This window comes from Kitasatospora sp. MAA19, assembly GCF_029894125.1.
GTDB lineage: Bacteria > Actinomycetota > Actinomycetes > Streptomycetales > Streptomycetaceae > Kitasatospora.
Genome location: NZ_JARXYZ010000011.1, coordinates 228176 through 250218 on the forward strand (window position 1 = coordinate 228176; position 22043 = coordinate 250218).

At 72.3% G+C, this 22043-nt stretch carries 14 protein-coding genes; 4 read left to right on the top strand and 10 right to left on the bottom strand.

Translation table 11 applies throughout. From position 1 onward, the window contains the following. Positions 1–3: 3 nt before the first annotated feature. From P3T27_RS19450 to P3T27_RS19470, 5 genes are all read right to left on the bottom strand, one after another. Positions 4–4950 (bottom strand): NAD-glutamate dehydrogenase, encoded by a 4947-nt coding sequence (locus P3T27_RS19450; RefSeq protein ID WP_280680155.1) that lies wholly within the window; start codon positions 4948–4950, stop codon positions 4–6. Positions 4951–5233: 283 nt separating this feature from the next. Then, positions 5234–6859: an L-glutamate gamma-semialdehyde dehydrogenase gene (gene pruA / locus P3T27_RS19455; protein WP_280680219.1), complete on the bottom strand. Its 1626-nt coding sequence runs from the start codon at positions 6857–6859 to the stop codon at positions 5234–5236. A 166-nt stretch (positions 6860–7025) separates the two neighbouring features. Continuing rightward, complete coding sequence (locus tag P3T27_RS19460) at positions 7026–7685, bottom strand: HAD family hydrolase (RefSeq protein WP_280680157.1); 660 nt, start codon at positions 7683–7685, stop codon at positions 7026–7028. A 109-nt stretch (positions 7686–7794) separates the two neighbouring features. Then, positions 7795–8304 carry a hypothetical protein gene (locus tag P3T27_RS19465; protein ID WP_280680159.1) on the bottom strand — a complete coding sequence of 170 codons (510 nt, stop codon included), beginning with the start codon at positions 8302–8304 and terminating at the stop codon, positions 7795–7797. Positions 8305–8424: 120 nt separating this feature from the next. Then, on the bottom strand, positions 8425–9549 hold the full coding sequence (locus P3T27_RS19470; protein WP_280680161.1) for a patatin-like phospholipase family protein: 1125 nt from the start codon (positions 9547–9549) through the stop codon (positions 8425–8427). A 343-nt stretch (positions 9550–9892) separates the two neighbouring features. Here P3T27_RS19470 and P3T27_RS19475 point away from each other — a divergent pair, with 343 nt between their 5' ends. Next, a complete protein-coding gene (locus tag P3T27_RS19475) occupies positions 9893–10378 on the top strand; it encodes an Rv3235 family protein (protein ID WP_280680163.1) in 486 nt (161 codons plus the stop codon). Positions 10379–10527: 149 nt separating this feature from the next. On the opposite strand, the gene secA is transcribed toward P3T27_RS19475, so the two are convergent. Further along, a complete protein-coding gene (gene secA / locus P3T27_RS19480) occupies positions 10528–13290 on the bottom strand; it encodes a preprotein translocase subunit SecA (RefSeq protein WP_280680165.1) in 2763 nt (920 codons plus the stop codon). A gap of 242 nt (positions 13291–13532) precedes the next feature. Here secA and P3T27_RS19485 point away from each other — a divergent pair, with 242 nt between their 5' ends. Both P3T27_RS19485 and P3T27_RS19490 read left to right on the top strand, forming a co-directional pair. Beyond that, positions 13533–14111 carry a GNAT family N-acetyltransferase gene (locus tag P3T27_RS19485; RefSeq protein ID WP_280680167.1) on the top strand — a complete coding sequence of 193 codons (579 nt, stop codon included), beginning with the start codon at positions 13533–13535 and terminating at the stop codon, positions 14109–14111. 55 nt (positions 14112–14166) lie between these two features. Then, positions 14167–15375: a crosslink repair DNA glycosylase YcaQ family protein gene (locus tag P3T27_RS19490; RefSeq protein ID WP_280680168.1), complete on the top strand. Its 1209-nt coding sequence runs from the start codon at positions 14167–14169 to the stop codon at positions 15373–15375. Between the two features lie 44 nt (positions 15376–15419). Here P3T27_RS19490 and P3T27_RS19495 read toward each other — a convergent pair whose 3' ends face one another. Both P3T27_RS19495 and raiA read right to left on the bottom strand, forming a co-directional pair. Continuing rightward, positions 15420–16130 carry a response regulator transcription factor gene (locus tag P3T27_RS19495; protein ID WP_063351359.1) on the bottom strand — a complete coding sequence of 237 codons (711 nt, stop codon included), beginning with the start codon at positions 16128–16130 and terminating at the stop codon, positions 15420–15422. Positions 16131–16382: 252 nt separating this feature from the next. After that, the gene (raiA, locus tag P3T27_RS19500) at positions 16383–17078 is read right to left on the bottom strand and encodes a ribosome-associated translation inhibitor RaiA (protein ID WP_280680169.1); all 696 of its coding nucleotides are present in this window, start codon (positions 17076–17078) and stop codon (positions 16383–16385) included. Between the two features lie 452 nt (positions 17079–17530). Here raiA and P3T27_RS19505 point away from each other — a divergent pair, with 452 nt between their 5' ends. Then, the gene (locus P3T27_RS19505) at positions 17531–18169 is read left to right on the top strand and encodes a ComF family protein (RefSeq protein WP_280680221.1); all 639 of its coding nucleotides are present in this window, start codon (positions 17531–17533) and stop codon (positions 18167–18169) included. Positions 18170–18217: 48 nt separating this feature from the next. Here P3T27_RS19505 and P3T27_RS19510 read toward each other — a convergent pair whose 3' ends face one another. Beyond that, complete coding sequence (locus P3T27_RS19510; protein WP_280680170.1) at positions 18218–20086, bottom strand: LpqB family beta-propeller domain-containing protein; 1869 nt, start codon at positions 20084–20086, stop codon at positions 18218–18220. Beyond that, the gene (mtrB, locus tag P3T27_RS19515) at positions 20061–22037 is read right to left on the bottom strand and encodes an MtrAB system histidine kinase MtrB (protein ID WP_280680231.1); all 1977 of its coding nucleotides are present in this window, start codon (positions 22035–22037) and stop codon (positions 20061–20063) included. The genes P3T27_RS19510 and mtrB overlap by 26 nt, the downstream gene beginning before the upstream one ends. Between the last annotated feature and the right edge of the window lie 6 nt (positions 22038–22043).

The window sequence follows — 22043 nt, forward strand, 5'->3', positions numbered from 1 at the left end:
CCGTCAGCGCATCGAACCGGTGCGCAGGAGGGTGCGGATGACCCGCATCGCGACCGAGAGGCTGGACAGCTCGTAGTTGTCCGAACCCCTTATGTCGTCGAGGGTGCTCTTGGCGCGGTTCAGGAGGGTCGCGTTGAGGTCCGCCCAGGCGGTGTAGCGCTCCTCCGGGGTGGCGCCGTCGGGGCCGCAGGCGAGGATGTCGGCGGTCAGCGCCGCGTGCGCCGCGAAGAGGTCCTCGCGGATCGCGGCCCGGGCCATCGACGACCAGCGGTCGGTGCGGGGCAGCTCGATGATGCGGTCGAGCAGGTGGGTGATCTGGAGGCGGTCGGCGAGGTCGTAGTAGAGCTCGGCGACGTCCGCGACGTCCTTGTCGGCGCGGTCCGCGACCTCGCTGATGTCCAGGGTCGGGAAGGTCGAGGAGAGGCCGGCGATCCGGGTGGCCAGCTCCTCCGGCACCCCCGCCGAGGCGAGCTCGTTGTAGACGGACTCGTACCAGACCAGGTCGTCGCCGCGCAGCGGCTTGGGCAGCGAACCCCAGACCTGCTTGACCCGGTCGTGGAAGAACTCGATGGTGGCGGCGATGTCGAGCGGCTGGCGGCGGTTGTTGAGCATCCACCGGGTGGCGCGCTCGACCAGGCGCCGCGAGTGCAGCCGCATCCTGGTCTGGACCCGGGCCGGGACCTGGTTGTCCAGGCCCTCGATCTCGGCCCAGATCCCCTCCAGGCCGAACACGGCCCGGGCGGCGGTGTGGGTCCGGGCGATCTCCTCGTAGGTCGCGCCGGTCTCCTCCTTCAGCCGGAAGGCGAAGGTGCAACCGCCGCGGTTGATCGTGTCGTTGACGATCAGGGTGGTGATGATCTCGCGGCGCAGCGCGTGGTTGTCGATCGCGTCGGCGAACCGGGCCCGCAGCGCGCTCGGGAAGTACTCGTGCAGCGCGGTGCGGAAGAACGGGTCGTCGGGCAGCGAGGTGGCGAGCAGCTCGTCGGCCAGCGTGATCTTGGTGTACGCGAGCAGGACGGACATCTCCGGCTGCGACAGGCCGCGGCCGTTCTGCTGGCGCTCGCGGATCTGGCGCTCGGTGGGCAGGAACTCCAGCCCCCGGTCGAGCTGGCCGGCCGCCTCCAGCCGGTTGATCATCCGGGAGTGGACGTTGACCATGCTGTGCGCCTGGGCGACGGCGTTGGCCAGCACCACGTTCTGCGCGTAGTTGTTGCGCAGCACCAGGTGGCCGACCTCGTCGGTCATCTCGGCGAGCAGGACGTTGCGCTGCTTGACCGTCATGTCGCCCTCGGCGACGACCTGGTTGAGCAGGATCTTGATGTTGACCTCGTGGTCGGAGGTGTCCACGCCGGCCGAGTTGTCGATGGCGTCGGTGTTGATCCAGCCGCCGGTGCTCTCGGGGCCGCCGACCGCCGCGTACTCGATGCGGCCGAGCTGGGTGCAACCGAGGTTGCCGCCCTCGCCGATGACCCGGGCCCGGACCTGGTCGCCGTTGACGCGGATGGCGTCGTTGGCCTTGTCGCCGACCTCGGCGTTGGTCTCGGCGGAGGCCTTGACGTAGGTGCCGATGCCGCCGTTCCAGAACAGGTCGACCGGCGCCTGCAGGATCGCCTTCATCAGCTCGGCCGGGGTGAGCCGGGTGACCTGGACACCGAGCGCGGCCCGGACCTGCGCGCTGAGCTGGATCGACTTGGCGGTGCGCGGGAAGACGCCGCCGCCGGCCGAGATCAGCGACTTGTCGTAGTCGTCCCAGGAGCTGCGGGGCAGCTCGAAGAGCCGGCGGCGCTCGGCGTAGGAGGCGGCGGCGTCCGGGTTCGGGTCGAGGAAGATGTGGCGGTGGTCGAAGGCGGCGACCAGGCGGATGTGCTCGCTGAGCAGCATGCCGTTGCCGAACACGTCGCCGGACATGTCGCCGATGCCGACGACCGTGAAGTCCTCGGTCTGGGTGTCGTGGCCCAGCTCGCGGAAGTTGCGCTTGACCGACTCCCAGGCGCCGCGGGCGGTGATGCCCATGCCCTTGTGGTCGTAGCCGGCCGAGCCGCCCGAGGCGAACGCGTCGCCCAGCCAGAAGCCGTACGACTCGGCGACGCCGTTGGCGATGTCGGAGAAGGTCGCGGTGCCCTTGTCCGCGGCGACGACGAGGTAGGTGTCGTCCGCGTCGTGGCGGACCACGTCGGCCGGGTGCACGACCTCGCCGCCGACCAGGTTGTCGGTGATGTCGAGCAGCGCGGAGATGAACGTCTTGTACGAGGAGACACCCTCGGCCAGCCAGGCGTCCCGGTCGACCGACGGGTCCGGCAGCTGCTTGGCGACGAATCCGCCCTTGGCGCCGACCGGCACGATGACGGTGTTCTTGACCATCTGGGCCTTGACCAGGCCGAGGATCTCGGTGCGGAAGTCCTCGCGCCGGTCGGACCAGCGCAGACCGCCGCGGGCGACCTTGCCGAAGCGCAGGTGCACGCCCTCGACCTGCGGCGAGTAGACCCAGATCTCGAACGCGGGGCGCGGGGCCGGCAGGTCCGGAATGGCCTTCGGGTCGAACTTCATCGACACGTAGGAGTGCCACGCGCCGGTGCCGTCGTGCTGGAAGAAGTTGGTCCGCAGGGTGGCCCTGATGAGGTGCAGGAAGGAGCGCAGGATGCGGTCCTCGTCCAGCGACACGACCTCGTCGAGCGCGCCGGCCAGCTCCTCCAGCATGCCCTCGGTCAGCTCCAGGGCGCCCGAACGGTGGCTCGGGCTGAGCCGGGCCTCGAACAGGTTGACCAGCAGGCGGGTGGTGTGGGTGTTGTTGCGGAGCGCGTCCTCCATGTAGTCCTGGGAGAACGTGGAGCCCGCCTGGCGCAGGTACTTGGCGTACGCGCGCAGCATCATCGCCTGCCGCCAGGTCAGCCCGGCGGTGAGGACCAGCTCGTTGAAGCGGTCGTTCTCGGCCTTGCCGGTCCAGGTGGCGGCGAAGGTCTCCTGGAAGCGCTCGCGGGCCTCGTCGGTGAGCTCGGTGGCCTCGCGCAGCTTCAGGCCGAAGTCGTACACCCACGCGGTGGTGCCGTCGGAGCGGCGCAGCGCGTACGGGTGCTCGTCGAGCACCTCGACGCCCAGGCGCTGGAGCACCGGCAGGACCTCGGTGAGCGAGATCGGGCCGCCGACCCGGTAGATCTTGAAGCGGCGCTCGTCGTCCCCGGCGCCGACCGGCTGGTACAGGTTGAGGCGGAAGTCGCCCTCGCCGTGCAGCGACTCGATCTGCTTGATGTCGGAGACGGCGGTGCGCGGCGGGAAGTCGGCGCGGTAGCCGTCGGGGAAGGCGTTGGCGTACTTGTGGCCGAGCTCGGCGGACTTCTCCTCGCCCAGCTCGATGTGCAGCTGGTCGTGGAAGCCGTCCATCCAGAACCGGGCGGCCTCGGCCAGGCGGTTCTCGATCCGCTCGATGTCGGAGTCGGTGAGTCGCGGCAGCGCGGTGCCGGGGGCGACCCGGACGACGAAGTGCAGACGGGTCAGCACCGACTCGGTGGCGTACACCGTGTAGTCGATGGTGGCGCCGTGCAGCTCCTCCTTGAGGATGTCGGTGAGCAGCAGCCGGATCCGGGTGGTGTAGCGGTCGCGCGGCAGGTAGATGAACGCGGAGAAGTAGCGCCCGTACTCGTCCTGGCGCAGGAAGAGCCGCAGCTTACGGCGCTCCTGCAGGTAGAGCACGCTGGTGGCGATGGAGATCAGGTCGGCGGCCGCGGTCTGGAACATCTCGTCCCGCGGGAAGGTCTCCATGATCTGCAGCAGGTCGCGGCCGTCGTGGCTCTCGCTGGAGAAGCCGGAGCCGTCCAGCACCTCCTGGACCTTGCGGCGCACGACCGGGATCCGGGTGACCGACTCGGTGTACGCGGCGGAGGAGAACAGGCCCAGGAAGCGGCGCTCGCCGGTCGGCTCGCCGGCGGCGTTGAACTTCTTGACGCCGACGTAGTCCAGGTAGGCCGGACGGTGCACGGTGGAGCGGCTGTTGGCCTTGGTCAGGACGAGCAGCTTCTTCTCGTGGGCCTTGGCGCGGACCGGCGCGGAGAGCCGGCCGAAGGCCTCGCTGACCGCGTGGTGGTCGTCGTCGTGGCCGCGCGGGTCGGAGCGCAGGATGCCCAGGCCGGTCCCGGCGACGGCCTTCAGGACCTCCTCGCCCTCGTGCTCGACCAGGTCGTACTCGCGGTAGCCGAGGAAGGTGAAGTGGTTGTCGGCGAGCCAGCGCATCAGCTCCCAGGCCTCGCCGACCTCCTGCTCGGGCAGGCCCGCCGGGGGCTCCTCGGCCAGCTCGTCGGCCAGGCGCAGCGCGCTCTCGCGCATCTTGCCCCAGTCCTCGACGACCTCGCGGACGTCGCCGAGCACCCGGCGCAGGTCGGTCTCGATGCCGCGCAGGTCCTCGCGGTCGGTCTCGCGGTCGATCTCGATGTGCATCCACGACTCGACGGTCGCGTCGGCGGGCCACTCGGCACCGGCGGCCTGGCTGCGGGAGCAGGCGTCGACGTCCAGGATCTCCAGCAGCTTGCCGGTGATGTCACGGCGGACGAGCAGCTGGGGGTGGATCACGATGTGGATCGCGCGGTCCTGGCGGGACAGCTCGTTGGTGACGGAGTCGACCAGGAAGGGCATGTCGTCGGTGACGACCTCGACCACGGTGTGGCCGCAGGACCAGCCGTTCTCCTCCACCGAGGGGGTGTACACCCGCACCTCGGCGGTGCCCTGCGGGCGCTTGAGGCCCAGCCGGTAGTGGGAGGCCGCCGCCCCGTACACGTCGACCGGGTCGCGGTCGACCAGGTCCTCGGGCGCGGTGTGGAGGTAGTAGTGGTGCAGGTACGCGGTCAGAGCGCCGTTGCTCAGGCCTTCCCCCGGCGCCGCTCCCCCCACCTGGCTGTTCTCAGCGGCTGCGGCTGCCTTCTTGAGCAGTTCGGCCTTGGCTGCGTCCAGCTTGGTCTGCATGACTTCTTGGCTCCTGTCGCGCGCCGTTGCGTGACTCGGTGGTGTGTGGATGAACACCGACGGGTCACTCGCAATCCTGCCGCACCTTCCGACTGAAAAGGCTTCATGGCGCGCATGAAATTCCTCAGCAGTGGGTAGGACGTTTCGTCCTGCGGAGCCACCCGACGACGCCAGCCAGCCTAACCGGATCAATCGAAGGTGGACAGGGACAGGGAGGCGCAAACTCGCAGGATGATCGGTCCGTCCTGGACACCATGTCCAAACCGGAGCGTCAGGTTCACTCTCAGCCCATATGCGGGTAACCGTGGTGGGTCGACGGCACGAAGGTCTCCTTGATCGCGCGGGCCGAGGTCCAGCGCAGGAGGTTCGTAGCGGCACCCGCCTTGTCGTTGGTCCCGGAGGCCCGGCCGCCCCCGAAGGGCTGCTGGCCGACGACCGCACCGGTCGGCTTGTCGTTGATGTAGAAGTTCCCCGCGGTGAAGCGCAGCTCCTCGACCGCCTGGGCGATGGCGTAACGATCCTGCGCGATCACCGAACCGGTCAGGCCGTACGGCGCACCGGAGTCGACCCGGCGCAGCACGTCCTCCCAGCGGGCGTCCTCGTAGACGTGGACGGCCAGGATCGGACCGAAGTACTCCGTCCGGAAGATCTCGTTGCGGTAGTCGGAGGAGACCAGCACGGTCGGCCGGACGAACCAGCCGATCGCGTCGTCGTACTGGCCGCCCGCCGCCAGCTCGATCGTCGGATCGGCCTTGGCCCGCTCGATGGCGTCCCGGTTCTTCTCGAAGGCGCGGCGGTCGATCAGGGCGCCCATGAAGTTGGAGAGGTCCGTGACGTCGCCCACCGTGAGCGCGTCCACCTCGGCCAGCAGCTCGTCCTTGATCTTCTGCCAGAGGCTGCGGGGCAGGTAGGCGCGGGAGAGCGCCGAGCACTTCTGACCCTGGTACTCGAAGGCGCCGCGGACCAGCGCCGTCTTCAGGATCGCCGGGTCTGCCGAGCGGTGGGCCAGCAGGAAGTCCTTGCCGCCGGTCTCGCCGACGATCCGCGGGTACGTCCGGTAGCCGCCGATGTTGGCGCCGATGGTCTGCCAGAGCGACTGGAAGGTGGCGGTGGAGCCGGTGAAGTGCAGCCCGGCGAGCGCCGGGTCGGCGAGGGCGACCGCGGAGAGCTGGAGGCCGTCGCCGGTGACCAGGTTGACCACCCCGGGCGGCAGGCCGGCCGCCTCCAGCAGCCGCATCAGGTGGTACGCGGCCAGGGTCTGGGTCGGCGCGGGCTTCCAGACCACGGTGTTGCCCATCAGCGCGGGCGCGGTGGGCAGGTTGCCGGCGATCGCGGTGAAGTTGAACGGCGTGACCGCGTAGACGAAACCTTCCAGCGGGCGGTGGTCCACCCGGTTCCAGACGCCAGGTGAGGAGATCGGCTGCTCGGCCAGGATCTGCCGGGCGAAGTGGACGTTGAACCGCCAGAAGTCGATCAGCTCGCAGGCGGAGTCGATCTCGGCCTGCTGCGCGGTCTTGGACTGGCCCAGCATGGTGGCCGCGTTGAGGGTCTCCCGCCAGGGCCCGGCCAGCAGGTCGGCGGCGCGCAGGAAGACCGCCGCCCGGTCGTCGAAGGACAGCGACCGCCACTGCCGGCCCGCGGCGAGCGCCGAGTCCACCGCCGCGCGGGCGTCCTCCCGGGTGGCGTTGCCGAGCACCCCCAGCTTGGCGGCGTGGTGGTGCGGCTGGACGACCTCGATCCGCTCACCGCCGCCGAACCGCTGCTCGCCGCCGATGGTCATCGGCAGCGGGATCTGCTCGGCCGCCAGCTCGTCCAGCCGCCGGACCAGCCGGTCCCGCTCCGGACTGCCGGGCGCGTACCCCTGCACCGGTTCGTTGGCCGGGTGGGGTACCTCGGTGACTGCGTCGATCGGCATGGCGGCTCCGTCCTGCTGGCTGCTCGGTGGCAGGGCCCGTCCTGATCCACCCGACAGGCCCCAGGACAAGCCCTAGTCCAGCCTGACCAGCGACCGCGCGATCCGCCCGTTCAGACACGCGGACGGCGGACGTGGCGCCCGCCACGCCCACCGGGGCCGGTCAGGGCCGCCCCAGCCGCCCGGCCAGCTCGACCGCCTCGGCCAGGCTGTCCACCACCGGCACGCCGAGCGGCTCCAGCTTCTCCCGGGTGTGCGAGCCGCCGGCGTAGAGCACCGCGTGCGCACCCGCGCTCAGCGCCGCCAGGGCGTCGTCCGCGGCGTCGCCGATCAGCACCGTCCGGGCCGGGTCCACCCGCTCGCCGAGCGCGGCCAGGTGCCGGGTCAGGTGCTCCGCCTTCTGGCCGCCGGACGGGCCGCTGCGGCCGTCCACCCGCAGGAAGCTGCCGGTCAGGCCGAAGGTGTCGACCAGCGGCAGCAGCTTCTCGTGCTCGTACATCGACAGCAGCGACTGGCTGTGCCCGGCCTCCCGCCAGCCGTCCAGCAGCTCGCGCGCGCCGTCCGTCAGCCCGCAGGCCGGGCTCAGCTCCCGGTAGCGGTCGTGGAAGGCGTCGTCCAGCCGCAGCCACTCCTCCTCGGACGGCGTCCTGCCGAGCAGCCGCCGGTAGAACCGGGGGATCGGGATCTCGTACTGCTCGCGGTATTCCTGCATGGTCATCGGCCCGACGCCGATGGTCGCGAACGCGGCGTTGCTCGCGCCGAGCACCGCCTCCATGTCGTGGAAGAGCGTGCCGTTCCAGTCCCAAACGATGTGAGTACGCACGCGGGGAACGGTAGCCCCGACCACCGACACGCCGGTAGGACGGGGCTCACCCGCGCGCCTCGCCCACTGCCAGGCGGTCAGGCGGTCAGGCGGTCAGGCCAGCAGGCGGTCAGGCCAGCAGGCCGGGGATCTCCTGGGTGGCGAACCAGAGCAGGTCGTGGTCCTCGGCGCCGTCCACGGTGAACTGGGCGTCCTGGTCACCCGCGTCGGCCGCGGCCACCGCCGCCACCGCCGCCGCGACGTCCTCGACCACCTCGCCGTCGGCGACGTCCGCGTGCACCGCCGCGGCCTTGGCGAGCCGCACCGGGTCGGCCAGCACCACGCGGCCGAGCGAGGCCTGGTCCTGGTACTCGTCGCCGGGGAAGGGCCGGACGGCGGAGTCGGCCACGTCCAGGGCCACCACGACCCGGCGGCGCGGGGCATCCGGGTCGGCGGCCAGCAACCGCAGGGAGGACTGCGCGGCCCGGTTCAGCGCCGCGTACTCCAGCTCCTCCAGGTCGTCACTGACGTACCACTCGCGCAGTGCGGGCGTCACGGCGTAGGCCGCGGACTGCTCCAGGGCACCACCCGGGTGCGCCGCCGCCAGGCCGTTCAGGGTGGTGGGCACGTACACGCGCATCGGTGGCACTCTCCGGTTCGTCCTGCGGGGGTTCGTCCAGCGGGGGTTTGTCCAGCGGCTCCGCTTCCAGCGCCCCCAGAATAAGCGCCGCCGGGCCGGGCGTGATCACCTCGGCCCTGCTCACCGGGCGGCCCGCAGGGCCTCCCGGCTGCTCCGCAGGGCGCTCTCCAGCACCGTGTCGCGGCGGGCCGGGTCCATCATGTTCGGGCCCATCACGGCGAGGTCGGCCGGCGTCGGCGCGAGCAGCCGCACCCGGACGCCTTCGGCCCGCAGCAGCGCGGCCTCGCGCAGCAGCTGCCGGGTGACGGCGCGGCGGTAGCGGCTGACCAGCTGGGCCAGGACGCCGCGTGGGCGGTCCCGGTCGGCGCGCCACTCGCGCAGCCCGGCCAGGGTGCCGCGGGCGGTGCCGCCGGCTCCGTCGGCTCCGTCGGTACGGTCGGCGCGCGGGCGCAGCCGCAGGGCCATCGGGGCGAGCACGTACACCTCGTCCAGACCGCGGCCGAGCAGCAGGTCGGCGTTGGTGGCGGACCAGCAGCCGCCGTCCACGTACGCCGAGCCGTTCAGCCGCACCGGGGCGAACCAGCCCGGGATCGCGCAGGAGGCCATCACCGCGTCGGCGACCGCGACCACCGGGGCGTCCGGGTCGCCGAAGACCACCCGGTGGCCGTTGCGGTAGTCCACCGCCGCCACCCGCAGCGCCGCGGCCCCGGCGCCACCGTCCGCGTCCGGGAGCGGCCAACCGCCCGGGCCGAGCAGGCCGCGCACCAGCTCGCCGACCGGGGCCAGCGAACCCCGGCCGTGCGGCGCCATCGCCGACACCATGGTCAGCAGCGGGTACTCGCGCGGGTGCCGGACGGCGTCCCGCAGCAGGCCGGGCGAGCCGATGCCGGCCCGGGGTCGGGACGGCAACGCGCCGCCGGCGGCCGTGTCGTAGTCGAAGGCCACTCCGGCCAGCGGGCCGTCGGTGACCGGCAGGCCGCGCTGGTGGTCGCGCAGCTGCTCGACGCGGACCCCGCCGACCAGCATCGCGCCGAGGATCGAGCCCGCCGAGGTGCCGAGCAGCACGTCGGCGCCGCCCGGCCGCCAGCCGGTGGCCTCCTCGACGGCGCACAGCGCGCCGACCGTCCAGGCCGCGCCGAGCATCCCGCCGCCGCCCAGCACCAGCCCGCGCCGCGGCGCCTCCCCGGCGGGCGGGGCGGTGCCCGCGGCCGCCGGGGCCGGCACCGCAGCTAACCGTGTCGTCATGGCGGCCGCCCGTCGTGGTGGGGGCGGCTGGCCCGCTCCCCGCAGTTCCCGATCAGGATCCGATGGTGCGCGCGGACGGCCGGGCTACGCAACGGGGGCGGCGCCGCAGGACACCCGGTCCGGCGCATCGGACCGTCCTCTTTCGGACCGTACGACCCGTCCGCGCACGTCAACCGGGCGCCGCGCGGTGGCGCGACGGACCCGTCACCGCACTGACCTGTTCACCCGGATAGGTGAACCTTCCGGCTGGTCCGGGGGTACTCGCAAAAGCCCTTGCCGCCCCGCGCGGAGCACCGCTAGCAAGGACCCGTCCGTACCCGCACCACCACGCCGAGGAGCCTCCGTGACCGCACCGCTCACCGCCCGCCCGCACCGTCGGCCGCGCACCGCCGCCGGCCAGCCCCCGACCGCCCACCACCCGGTCGCCCACCACCCGGCAGGTCGGCACCCGGCCGGGCGCCGACCGCGCCACCCCCGTGCCACCTGTACGGGCGCGGGCGGCCACGACCCCGGGGCGCTGGCCTCCCGCTTCGCCCACCAGCTGGTCGAGGTGCTCACCGGCGCCCGGCCCTCCGGCCAGCTGATGCGGCACACCAGTCTGGACGGCTACGGGCAGCTCGCCTCCCTGGTCCGGGCCGGCGCGCTGCGCCGCGGCGGCGTCGCCGACCGGCCCCGGCTCGGCCCGGTCCACGACCGGTCGCCCTCGCCCGACGCGGTCGAGGCCTGCGTCCGGGTCGACCTCGGCCGGCGGCACCACATGGTGGCCTTCCGGCTGGAGCAGCGCGGGACGGCCGGGCAGTGGCAGTGCACCGCCGTGGAGGCCCGATGACCAGCCCGGCCATCGCGGTCCGCCCGACCAGGACCTCCGGCACCACCAGGACGGCCACCACGGCCACGCGGCGGCACGGGACGCACGGGACGGCACAGGGCGCCGCCCCCGTCCGGGAGCGGCGCCCTGTGCGGCGTCCTGCGGCCTGCTCAGCCCTTGCGGCGGCGGCCCTTGGCCGACTTGGCGGCCTTGCGCCGCTCGGCGCGGGTCAGCCCGTCGCCCTCGTCCTCCGGCGCGAGGTCCTCGAAGTCGCCCTCGATGACACCGCCGCCGACCTCGTCCGAGGGGGCCGTGTAGTGCAGCCGCTGCGGCTTCGGGGCCTCCAGGCCCTTGGCCTTGATCTCCGGGCGGGCGGCGTCCTTCTCCAGCTTGTCGAGCACCACCTGGGCGTCCTCGACCGGGACCTCCTCGACCTGCTGCTCGACCTGGACCTCCAGGTTGAACAGGTAGCCGACGGACTCCTCCTTGATGCCCTCCATCATCGCGGTGAACATGTCGAAGCCCTCGCGCTGGTACTCGACCAGCGGGTCGCGCTGCGCCATGGCCCGCAGGCCGATGCCCTCCTGGAGGTAGTCCATCTCGTAGAGGTGCTCGCGCCAGCGGCGGTCCAGCACCGACAGCACGACCCGGCGCTCCAGCTCACGCATGATCTCGGAGCCGAGCTGGTCCTCGCGGGCACCGTACTGGGCCTGGATGTCCTCCTGGACGACCTTGATCAGGAACTCGGAGGTCATCCCGGCGGAGCCGCCGGCCTCCTCCTCCAGCTCCTCCAGATCCAGGGTGATCGGGTAGAGCTGCTTGAGCGCCGTCCAGAGCTTCTCCAGGTCCCAGTCGTCCTCGAAGCCCTCGCCGGTGGCCGCCCTGACGTAGGCCTCGACGGTGTCGTCCATGAAGTGGCCGACCTGCTCCTGCAGGTCCTCGCCCTCCAGCACGCGGCGGCGCTCGCCGTAGATGACCTCGCGCTGGCGGTTCAGCACCTCGTCGTACTTGAGGACGTTCTTGCGGATCTCGAAGTTCTGCTGCTCGACCTGGGTCTGCGCGGAGGCGATCGCCCGGGTGACCATCTTGGACTCGATCGGCACGTCCTCGGGCACGTTGGCCATCGACAGCACGCGCTCGACCATGCCGGCCTTGAACAGGCGCATCAGGTCGTCACCCAGCGACAGGTAGAAGCGGGACTCGCCCGGGTCGCCCTGACGGCCGGAGCGGCCGCGCAGCTGGTTGTCGATCCGGCGGGACTCGTGCCGCTCGGTGCCGAGGACGTAGAGGCCGCCGGCCTCCTTGACCTCGTCCTGCTCCGCCTTGACCGAGGCCTTGGCCTTCTCCAGCGCGGCCGGGAACGCGGCCTCGTACTCCTCCGGGGTCTCGGTCGGCGTGAGCCCGCGCTGCGCCAGCTCGGCCGCCGCGAGGTGGTCGGAGTTGCCGCCGAGCATGATGTCGGTACCGCGGCCGGCCATGTTGGTGGCGACGGTCACTGCGCCCTTGCGGCCCGCCTGCGCGACGATCTGCGCCTCGCGCTCGTGGTGCTTGGCGTTCAGCACCTCGTGCGGGATGCCGCGCTTGCGCAGCTCCTGCGACAGGTACTCGGACTTCTCCACCGACACGGTGCCGACCAGCACCGGCTGGCCCTTCTCGTGCTTCTCGGCGATGTCCTCGACCACGGCGGCGAACTTGGCCGGCTCCGACTTGTAGATCAGGTCGGGCTGGTCGATGCGCAGCGGGTCCTTGTTGGTCGGGATCGGCACCACGCCGAGCTTGTAGATCTGGTGGAACTCGGCGGCCTCGGTGGTGCCGGTGCCGGTCATGCCGGCGAGCTTGCCGTACAGCCGGAAGAAGTTCTGCAGGGTGATGGTGGCCAGCGTCTGGTTCTCGTTCTGGACCTCCACCCCCTCCTTCGCCTCGATCGCCTGGTGCATGCCCTCGTTGTAGCGGCGGCCGGCCAGGATGCGGCCGGTGTGCTCGTCGACGATCATGACCTCGCCGTTCATCACGACGTAGTCCTTGTCCGCCTTGTACAGCTCCTTCGCCTTGATGGCGTTGTTCAGGAAGCCGACCAGCGGGGTGTTCACCGACTCGTACAGGTTGTCGATCCCGAGGTAGTCCTCGACCCGGGTGACGCCCTCCTCCAGGATGCCGACGGTGCGCTTCTTCTCGTCGACCTCGTAGTCGCGGTCGATCTTCAGGCGCAGCACCAGCTTGGCGAAGTCGGCGTACCACTTGGTCGCCTGGTCGGCCGGGCCGGAGATGATCAGCGGGGTACGGGCCTCGTCGATGAGGATCGAGTCGACCTCGTCGACGACCGCGAAGTTGTGGCCGCGCTGGACGAGTTCGTCCTTCGACCAGGCCATGTTGTCGCGCAGGTAGTCGAAGCCGAACTCGTTGTTCGTGCCGTACGTGATGTCCATCGAGTACTGGTGCTTGCGCTCGGCGGGCGTCATGTTGCCCAGGATCACGCCGACTTCGAGGCCGAGGAAGCGGTGCACCCGGCCCATCCACTCCGAGTCGCGCTCGGCGAGGTAGTCGTTCACGGTGATCAGGTGGACGCCCTTGCCGGTGAGCGCGTTCAGGTACGCGGGCAGGGTGCCGACGAGGGTCTTGCCCTCACCGGTGCGCATCTCGGCGACGTACCCGTGGTGCAGCGCCGCGCCGCCCATGAGCTGGACGTCGTAGTGCCGCTGGCCGAGCACGCGCTTGGCGGCCTCGCGGACCGTGGCGAAGGCCTCGGGGAGGATGTCGTCCAGGGTCTCGCCGTCCGCGAGCCGCTGCTTGTACTCGTCGGTCAACGCGCGCAGCTCGGCGTCGGTGAGGTTGACGAAGTCCTCTTCGATGGAGTTGACCTGGGCAGCAATCCGCTGCAGCTTGCGAAGGATCTTGCCTTCGCCGGCGCGCAGGATCTTGTCGAAGACGGACACTTGAGCGGGCTCCTTGCCTGTATTGGCACTGGACGACTGCACGGGGGGTCCACCCCACCGCACGGGCCATCGTATGCGAGGAGTCCAATGCCCCGGGAGGTGCGTCAGCACGGTATTCCCGTGTCACCCGCACGAGCACTTGATCCGATAGCACCGCCCACCGGGGCAAACCGGTCAACCGGCCGAGGAGTTGGCTCCATAATCGGATGCCGGAATTCCCCCTCCCCCGGAATAATCCGCCCATGGAAGAGCCCCGTACCGAGCCCGTCACCCTCACCACCGACCGCCTCGTCCTGCGGGCCCCGCAGGAATCGGACGTCGACGCGATCTCCGCCGCCTGCCAGGACCCGGAGATCCAGCGCTGGACGGTGGTCCCGAGCCCGTACCGGCGCGCGGACGCCGAATACTTCGTCCGCGACCTCGCCGCGAACGGCTGGCGCACCGGCGAGAACCGGATCTGGTGTGTGTTCGAGCGCAGCTCCGGCGCCCTGGTCGGCTCCCAGGGCCTGGTACTGCGCCCCGGCGACCCGGGCTCCGCCGAGGTCGGCTGGTGGGCGACGAAGGAGTTCCGCGGCCGCGGCTACACGGTCGAGGCCGCCCGCGCGGTCGCCCGCTACGGCCTGGCCGGGCTCGGCCTGCGCCGCCTGGAGTGGCAGGCCTACGTGGGCAACGAGGGCTCCCGCGCGGTGGCCGAGAGGGTCGGCTACCGCTTCGAGGGCACCCTGCGCGCGTACGCCGAGCAGCGCGGCGTCTTCCGCGACGCCTGGATCGCCTCGCTGATCGCCTCGGACCTCCCGGACCTCCCGGACCTGCGGCCCTGACCCCTCGGCGCCGCGCCCCGGCCGGTTGTCGGTGCCCCGGGCTACCCTCACCGGCATGACCGCCCTGCCTGCCGCCGGCTCCCCCGCCGGCCCGCCGCCCGCCACCGTCCTGAGCGCCGACGAAGCCCGCCGGATCGCCCTCCGCGCCCAGGGCCTGCTCGGCGCGCCGGACCGCCGGGCCGGGGTGCGCGGGGTGCTGCGCCACCTGGGCGCCGTCCAGTTGGACACCATCTCGGTCCTGGCCCGCTCGCACGAGCTGGTGCCGTACGCGCGGCTCGGCGCGGTCGGCCGCCCGGCCGTCGAGGCAGCGTACTGGGGCGCGGGCGCGAGCTTCGAGTACTGGTCGCACGCGGCCTGCATCCTGCCGGTCGAGGAGTGGCCGCTGTTCGCGTTCCGGCGCCGCCGCTACCGCGGCCGGGGCCACCTCTGGGGCCACCAGGTCACGCCCGAGACGTACCGTCACGTGCTCGACAAGCTGCGCGCCGAGGGGCCGCTGACCTCCACCGAGCTGGGCGGCGCCAAGAGGACCGCCGAGTGGTGGGACTGGTCGGACACCAAGATCGCGGTCGAGCGGGCGCTGGCCTTCGGCGACGTGGTCTGCACCGAGCGCCGGAGCTGGAAGCGCGTCTACGCGCTGGCCGAACAGGCCATCCCCGACGCACTGTTCGGGCAGGACCTGGCCGACCGGGAGTGCGTGCGCACCCTGGTCGCCCAGGCCGGAGCCGCGCTCGGCGTGGCCACCCGGACCGATCTGCTGGACTACCACCGGCTGCGCGCCGAGGAGTTGGACCCGGTGCTCGCGGACTGCGGGCTCGTCCCGGTCGAGGTGGCCGGCTGGGGCCCGGACGACGCCCCGGCCCCGGCCTGGGCCGACCCGGCCGCGCTGGCCGCCGCCCCGCGCGGGCGCCACCGCACCACGCTGCTCTCGCCGTTCGACTCTCTGGTCTGGGACCGTGCGCGCACCGAGCGGATCTTCGGCATGACGCACCGGCTGGAGGCCTACACGCCCAAGCACAAGCGGGTGCACGGCTACTTCGCGATGCCGCTGCTGGCCGGCGGCCGGCTGGTGGGCCGGGTCGACCCGGCCCGGGAGGGGCGCACCCTGGTGGCCCGTCAGGTCTCGCTGGACTCCACCCGGCATGTCGAGGCGCTCGCGGCGGCCCTGCGCGAGGCGGCCGCCTGGGTCGGCTGCGACGACGTCCGGATCGAGGCCCTGCACGATGAGCGGCTGCGCCCGGCCCTGGAGAAACTCCTCGCAGGCTAGGGGGTGTCCGACGGACACTCCCTGAAATCCGGGCGCCGCCCCGGTCACCCTATTTCGAGGATCTTCTCGCGCATCGCGTACACCACCGCCTCCATCCTGGAGTGCAGTTGGAGCTTCTCCAGGATGTTGCGCACGTGGTTCTTCACGGTGTTCTCGCTGATGAACAGCTCCTTGGCGATCTCCCGGTTGTTCATCCCGGTCGCCACCAGCTTCAGCACCTCCAACTCCCGGTCGGTGAGTCGGGGTGCGGGCACCAGGTCCCGGTCGTCGGAACGGCGCTGGATCATCGACTTGAACTCGGTGAGCAGCTTGGACGCCATCGACGGGCTGATCTGGGACTGCCCGTCGGCCACCGCTCGGATCGCGGTGGCGACCTCGTCGGTGGAGATCTCCTTGAGCAGGTAGCCGGTGGCCCCCGCCTTGATCGCCTCGTAGAGGTCGGCCTCCTCGTCGCTTATCGTCAGCATGATGATCTTGGTGCTGGGCGCCACGTCCTTGATCGCGGTGCACGCCTCGATCCCGCTGCGACGCGGCATCCGGACATCCATCAGGATGATGTCGGGCAGCAGGTCGGCGGCCTTCAGCACGGCCTCGGCACCGTCGCCGGCCTCGCCGACGACCTTGATGTCCGGCTCCTCCGCGAGCACGATCTCCAGCCCCCGGCGGAACAGCGCGTGGTCGTCCACGACCAGCACGCGGATCGGCTCACCCCGGTGCGGCGCGTACGCGGGTTCCTCCTCCGGTCCTGGTGACAGTCCGGTGACCGGCCCCGTAGCGGGCCCCAGCCCGAAGTGATCCCCCATCCGCTCCTCCCCCTTCGCGGGACGTCGTGCGCCAATCATTCCACGCCCCGCAGCCCTCAAGGTCACGCTCCGGCGCCGATTGTCCCGCTTCGGGTGACCCCTCGGGCCGGCCCTCGACCTCCGTTCGAGTCGCCCTGCCCCGAAACGCCGGTGACCCCGGCAGCCACGGCCGCCGGGGTCACCTCTCCCACATTGCTCGGACGGTCAGTCCTCGTCGTCGTTCGCGCCGATCGCCCCGCCCGCACCACTACCCGAGCCGGCCGACGCGTCGGTCTGCAGGTGGATGACGCCGTAGTGGTAGCCGTGACGACGGTAGACGACGCTCGGCAGGCCGCTGTCCTTCTCGACGAAGAGGTAGAAGTCGTGGCCGACCAGTTCCATCTCGTAGAGCGCCTGGTCCAGCGCCATCGGGGCGGCCGGGTGGGTCTTCTCCCGGACCACCAGCGGGCCTTCGCCCTCCACTTCCAGGGATCCCATCATGGTCTTGCGGACGGCCCCGTTGGTCTCGCCCTCCGGCGCCGTCGTGTCCGGCAGCGCAGCCAGCGCCGCGGTCGCCTCGGCGACGCTGATGGGGGTGCGGCCGCCGTTGCCGCCCTTGTGCACCCGGCGCCGGTCTGCGGACTTGCGCAGCTGCGCGTCGAGCTTCGCCGAGGCCAGGTCGAGCGCCGCGTACGGGTCGCCGGCGGCGGCTTCGGCCCGGATCACCGGCCCGCGGGTACGGAGAGTGATCTCCACCCGCTCGGACCGGTCGGCCTGCCGCGGGTTGTGCTCCTTGGACACCTCGACGTCGAGGCTGATCACCTTGCCGTCGAACTTCTGGACCTTCTCCAGCTTCTCGGCCACGTGCTCGCGGAACCTCTTGGGCACCTCGGTCTTGCGGCCCTTGACGACGATGTCCACGCAGAACTCCGATCCCTCGTGCTGACGCCGATCCGGGTGCTACCGGACCGGACTGAGACCCAGCTGGACCAGCCCATCCACTGCCGGCCCCCCGCCCCCGCCGCCAGCGGCGGGAAACGACTGGCCCTCACCTCACTTCCTCCCCACCAGGGACGGTTGAAACCCCCTGTGGGCTTATCGAACACCTCACACGGGCTTTTCGCCTCCCCGGGCGAGGCCACGGGTATGACCCGATACTGCGGGCAGGGCGGTCAAGCTGTTCCACCCTCTCTACCCTCCTGCGAGTGAAGCATGGGTAAATACCTGGACAACACCCCCCGTACGGCGCATCCTTTGCTCACTCTCCGTGCCTGCCGCCGCCAGGAGCAGCCGTGCCGCCCTCCCCCACCCCCGTCCGTCCGCCGTCCGCCCAAGGGCCGTTCGGCCACGCACTGGCCGGGCTGCTGGACGTCCTGCTCCCCGCCCGCTGCGCCGGCTGCGGCACCGAACGGACCCAGCTCTGCCCGGCCTGCCGGCACGCCCTGGCCGCCGCCCGGCCCGGCCCCACCCTGCTGCCCTGGGCGCACGCCGCCGCCCCGTACGCCGACCCCGTCCGGCAGTTGCTGCTCGCCCACAAGGAGCGCGGCGCGCTGCGATTGGCCGGCCCGCTCGGCGAGGCGCTCGGCCGGGCCGTCCGCTCCGCCCTGGGGCCGCGCGCCGGGTCCGCGCCGCTGCTGCTGGTCCCGATGCCCTCGGCCCGCGCCGCCGTCCGCGCCCGCGGCCACGACCCGACGCTGCGGCTGGCCGGGGCCGCCGCCCGCGCGCTGCGCCGGGCCGGCCTGGACGCCCGGGCGGAGCCGCTGCTGCGGCACGCCCGCCCGGTCGTCGACCAGGCCGGGCTGGGCGCGGCCGAGCGGCGCCGCAACCTGCACGGCGCGCTGACCGTGCTGCCGCGCGCCCGGCGCGGCCTGGCGGGCCGTCAGCCGGTCCTGGTGGACGACCTGGTGACCACCGGCGCCAGCCTCGCCGAGGCGGCCCGGGCGCTGGCGGACGCCGGGCTGCCCGCCCGGGCCGCCGCCACGGTCGCCGCCACCGTGCACCGCACCGGCTGAGGCACCGGTCCGGGACAGGGCGCCGGCACCGGACGGCCCGGCGGAGCGTCAGCCCGCGTAGAAGAAGGAGCCGGCCTTGTCCGTCAACTGGACCTCCCGCCACTGACTGCCGATCAGGCGGTAGATCTTGCTGTTGCCCACCGCGAGCACCGAGGGCGCCTGGGCCAGGACGTTGCCCCGGGACTCGGAGGCCGAGACGGTGAGCATGCTCTCCCCGCCCTGCAGCTTGGCGTCGGCGTTCTGCGAGCCGTCGGTGCTGATGTAGTACAGCTGCTGGATCCGGTCGGCCTCCTTGCCGAGCACCAGCAGTTGGTCCGACTCCGCCCAGGAGACCGAGACGACGTCGGTGAGCCAGGGGGCCGCCCGGCGCAGGCCGGTGATCCGCGCGGTCGGTGCGTCCGGGGTCCCGCCGTGCACCACCAGGCCGAACAGCAACGAGCGGCTGGGCGCGCCCGCGGTCTTGACCACCAGGGCGACCCGGGTGCCGTCCGAGGAGATCCGCAGGGCCTGCACGGTCTGCCCCTCCAGCCCCTCGACCGCGACGGGGTACGCCCGGTTGCCGCGGACCATCACCACCCGCGGGCCCTGCGGGTTGCGGTCCACCACCCAGAGGTCGCCGCGGCCGTCCCAGCTGGGCGAGGCGAACCCGTCCTCCTTGCCGGCGGTCTTCACCGGCGAGGTGACCACCGGGTCGGGCATCGTCACCGGGCTGTCCGCCAGCGGCACCGAGTAGAGCTGGTGGCCGTCCCCGCTGATCGCGGCGGCCCGGGAGCCGTCCCGGTTGACGGCGATCTCGCCGAGCGGGGCCTTTCCGGCCGGCTGCGGCTTGCCGAGGGCGCCGCGCACCGATTCGCCGCTGCGCTGCTCGTCGGTGACCATCAGGACGCCGTTGTCGGCCCGCTGGTAGTACTGCTGCGCGGGCAGCGGCCCGGCCAGGGCGCCGGGGCCGGTGGCCGGCAGGTCGTTGCGGCTCGCGAAGCACGTGCCGCGCTGGCCCTTCAGCTCCAGCCGCTCGACCTGCCCCTTGCCCTGGTCGGCGAGGGTGTAGAAGAGCTGGGTCGCCATCCGCCGGCAGGACACCGGCTCACTGACGTCCACCCCGCCGAGCTGCACATGGGCGACCCGGCCGTCGTCGACGCTCACCCGCTCGACGGTGGCGCCGCTCGGGAAGGAGGTCCGGGCGACCGGCGCGAGCCAGGTCGAGGGCCCGGCGACCAGGGCCTTGGCGGCCGCGGTCAGCGGGTCCGTCCGGCGCCGCAGGTAGATCGGGTCGGGGACCAGCACCTGCTGGCCGGCGCTTCCGGTGGCGGTCGAGGACGGGTCCGGGGTGGTGTAGAAGTACCGGTCGACCTGGCGGTAGCTGTTGTTGAAGTTGGTCTCGTTCATGATCACGCCGGCCGGCAGCTTGTCGATCCGCCACTCGCCGTCCTTCTGCCGGACGAAGGTGAAGTCGGACGAGACGTCCTGCCGCCCGACCAGGACGTACGAGTGCCGCTCGTCGATCCTGGCGACCAGTGCCCCGGTCACCGTCCCGGAGATCCTGGTGTCGGCGTCGGTGACCTCCTGGCCGGCCGGGAGGTTCGGGGTGGCGGCGGAGAGCACCTGGACGCCGGCGTCCGGGTTCCAGTGCGCGGCGGCGTCCTCGGTGAGGTACTGACGCGCGGTCTCGTACCCCTCGTCGGCGGTCACCGCGTCCAGGAACCCGGTCAGCAGGGCACGCGGCTTGGCGCCCTTGGCCGGCGCCACCGGGTAGACCTTGGCCTGCAGGTTCTTGTCGGCGGCCCCCTGCGACAGCTCCACCTTGGAGATGCCGCCGGAGTCCGGCATGGCCGCGCAGCCGCTCGCCACCAGGGCGCCGAGCACCACGCCGGCCACCGCCACGAACCGCGGCTCAGTCCTGCTGCTCGTCCTTCGCACGCTGCGACCCCTCCAGGTCCGTCCCGCCCGTCACGTCCGGCTCCGCCGTCCGCTGCGCCACCGACGGCCGTCCGCGCGTCGGGTCCACCATCACCTGGGCGCCGGTGGCACCGTACCCGGCCCCCGCCGCCCGAACGTCCGAGGGGTCCGCACGCGGCCCCTCGGGCAGCCGGCGCTTGCCCACCGGGCCGATGTTCAGCACCCCGCCGAGCCCGCTGCCGAAGGCGTTGACCGGCCCCTCCGGCGTCTCCGTCGGCTCCTCGGCGGCGGTCATCGCGGTCGCGCCGGACGGGCTGATCGCCCGCCGGTACGGCATGCCGTAGGTGCCCAGGCCCCGGTTGTTGCGGGAGTCCTCCGGCTCCAGCCGGAACGGCGCCCGGCTGATCTCGCCGCCGCGGGTGCGCGGCAGGGTGAGCCGGAAGTGCGAGCCGCCACCGGGCTCGCCCCAGGCCTGCAGCCAGCCGCCGTGCAGGTGCGCGTCCTCGACCGCGATGGACAGGCCGAGGCCGGTGCCGCCGGTGGTCCGCACCCGGGACGGGTCGGCTCGCCAGAAGCGGTGGAACACCCGGGACGCCTCGCCCGGCTTGAGGCCGATGCCGTAGTCGCGCACGCCGACCGCGACCGCGCCGTCCGCCGAGCCCAGCCGGACCACCACGTCACGGCCCTCGCCGTGCTCCAACGCGTTGACCACCAGGTTGCGCAGGATGCGCTCGATCCGTCGGGAGTCCACCTCGGCGACGACCGGCTCGCCGTCGCCCCGGATCACCACCGCGCTGCCCTTGGCCTGCGCCAGCGGGTCGGCGGCCTCCACCACCCGGGCGACGATCTCGCGCAGGTCGACCGGCTCGCCGTCCAGGATCGCGGCGCCGGCGTCGAAGCGGCTGATCTCCAGCAGGTCGGCGAGCAGCGACTCGAAGCGGTCCAGCTGGCCCTGCAGCAGCTCCGCCGAGCGGGCCGCCATCGGGTCCAGGTCCTCGCGGCTGTCGTAGATGAGGTCCGCGGCCATCCGGACGGTGGTCAGCGGGGTGCGCAGCTCGTGCGAGACGTCCGAGACGAAGCGCCGCTGCACCCGGGAGAGCTCCTCCAGCTGGCGGATCTGCGCCTGCAGGGCGTTGGCCATCCGGTTGAACGACTCGCCGAGGCGGGCGATGTCGTCCGTGCCGGTGACCTTCATCCGCTCTTCCAGGTGCCCGTCGGCGAGCCGCTCGGAGATGCCGGCGGCCATCCGGACCGGGGTGACCACCTGGCGCACCACGACCCAGGCGATGCCGCCCATCAGGATCACCACGAACACGCCGGCGGTCGCCAGGGTGCCGGTGATCAGGTTGAGGGTGTCGGTCTCCTGGCCGAACGAGAACACGTAGAACATCTGGTAGGTGTTCCCGGCCGGGCCGACGAACTGCATGCCCAGGGCCAGCCCGGGCTCGCTCCGGTCGTCGACCCGGTGGATCCGGGCCGGCTGGTCGAACATCTGGCCGGGATCGGCGTAGACCTTCTCCCGCAGGCTGTCCGGGACGCTGCTGGGCAGGATGTCGCCCGAGTAGCGCGGCGCGAAGCCGGTCTCCGGGACGATGGCGTCGGTGCCGGAGGCCATCGCGATCACCGAGTAGACGGTCTGCCCGCTCGCGGCCAGGTCGTTGACCTGCCGCAGCAGCCAGGTGCCGGTCTCCTCGGTGGTGGGGTCGGGCGTGCCACCGACCCGCAGCCGCTGGTCCTTCGCCTCGTCGATCTTCTTCAGCTCGGCCTGGAAGCCGATCCGGGCCTGCTCGCGGGCGGCCGCCATCTTGGTGTCGAGCAGGCCGGTGCGCACCTGCGCCATCACGACCACGCCGAGCACCAGGACGACCGCGATGGACGCGAGCAGCGAGACCGCCACCACCCGCAGCTGGATCGACCGGCGGTACAGCACCGTCACCCGGCGCGCCGGACGCCGCAGCTGACGGGTCAGCATCGCGTA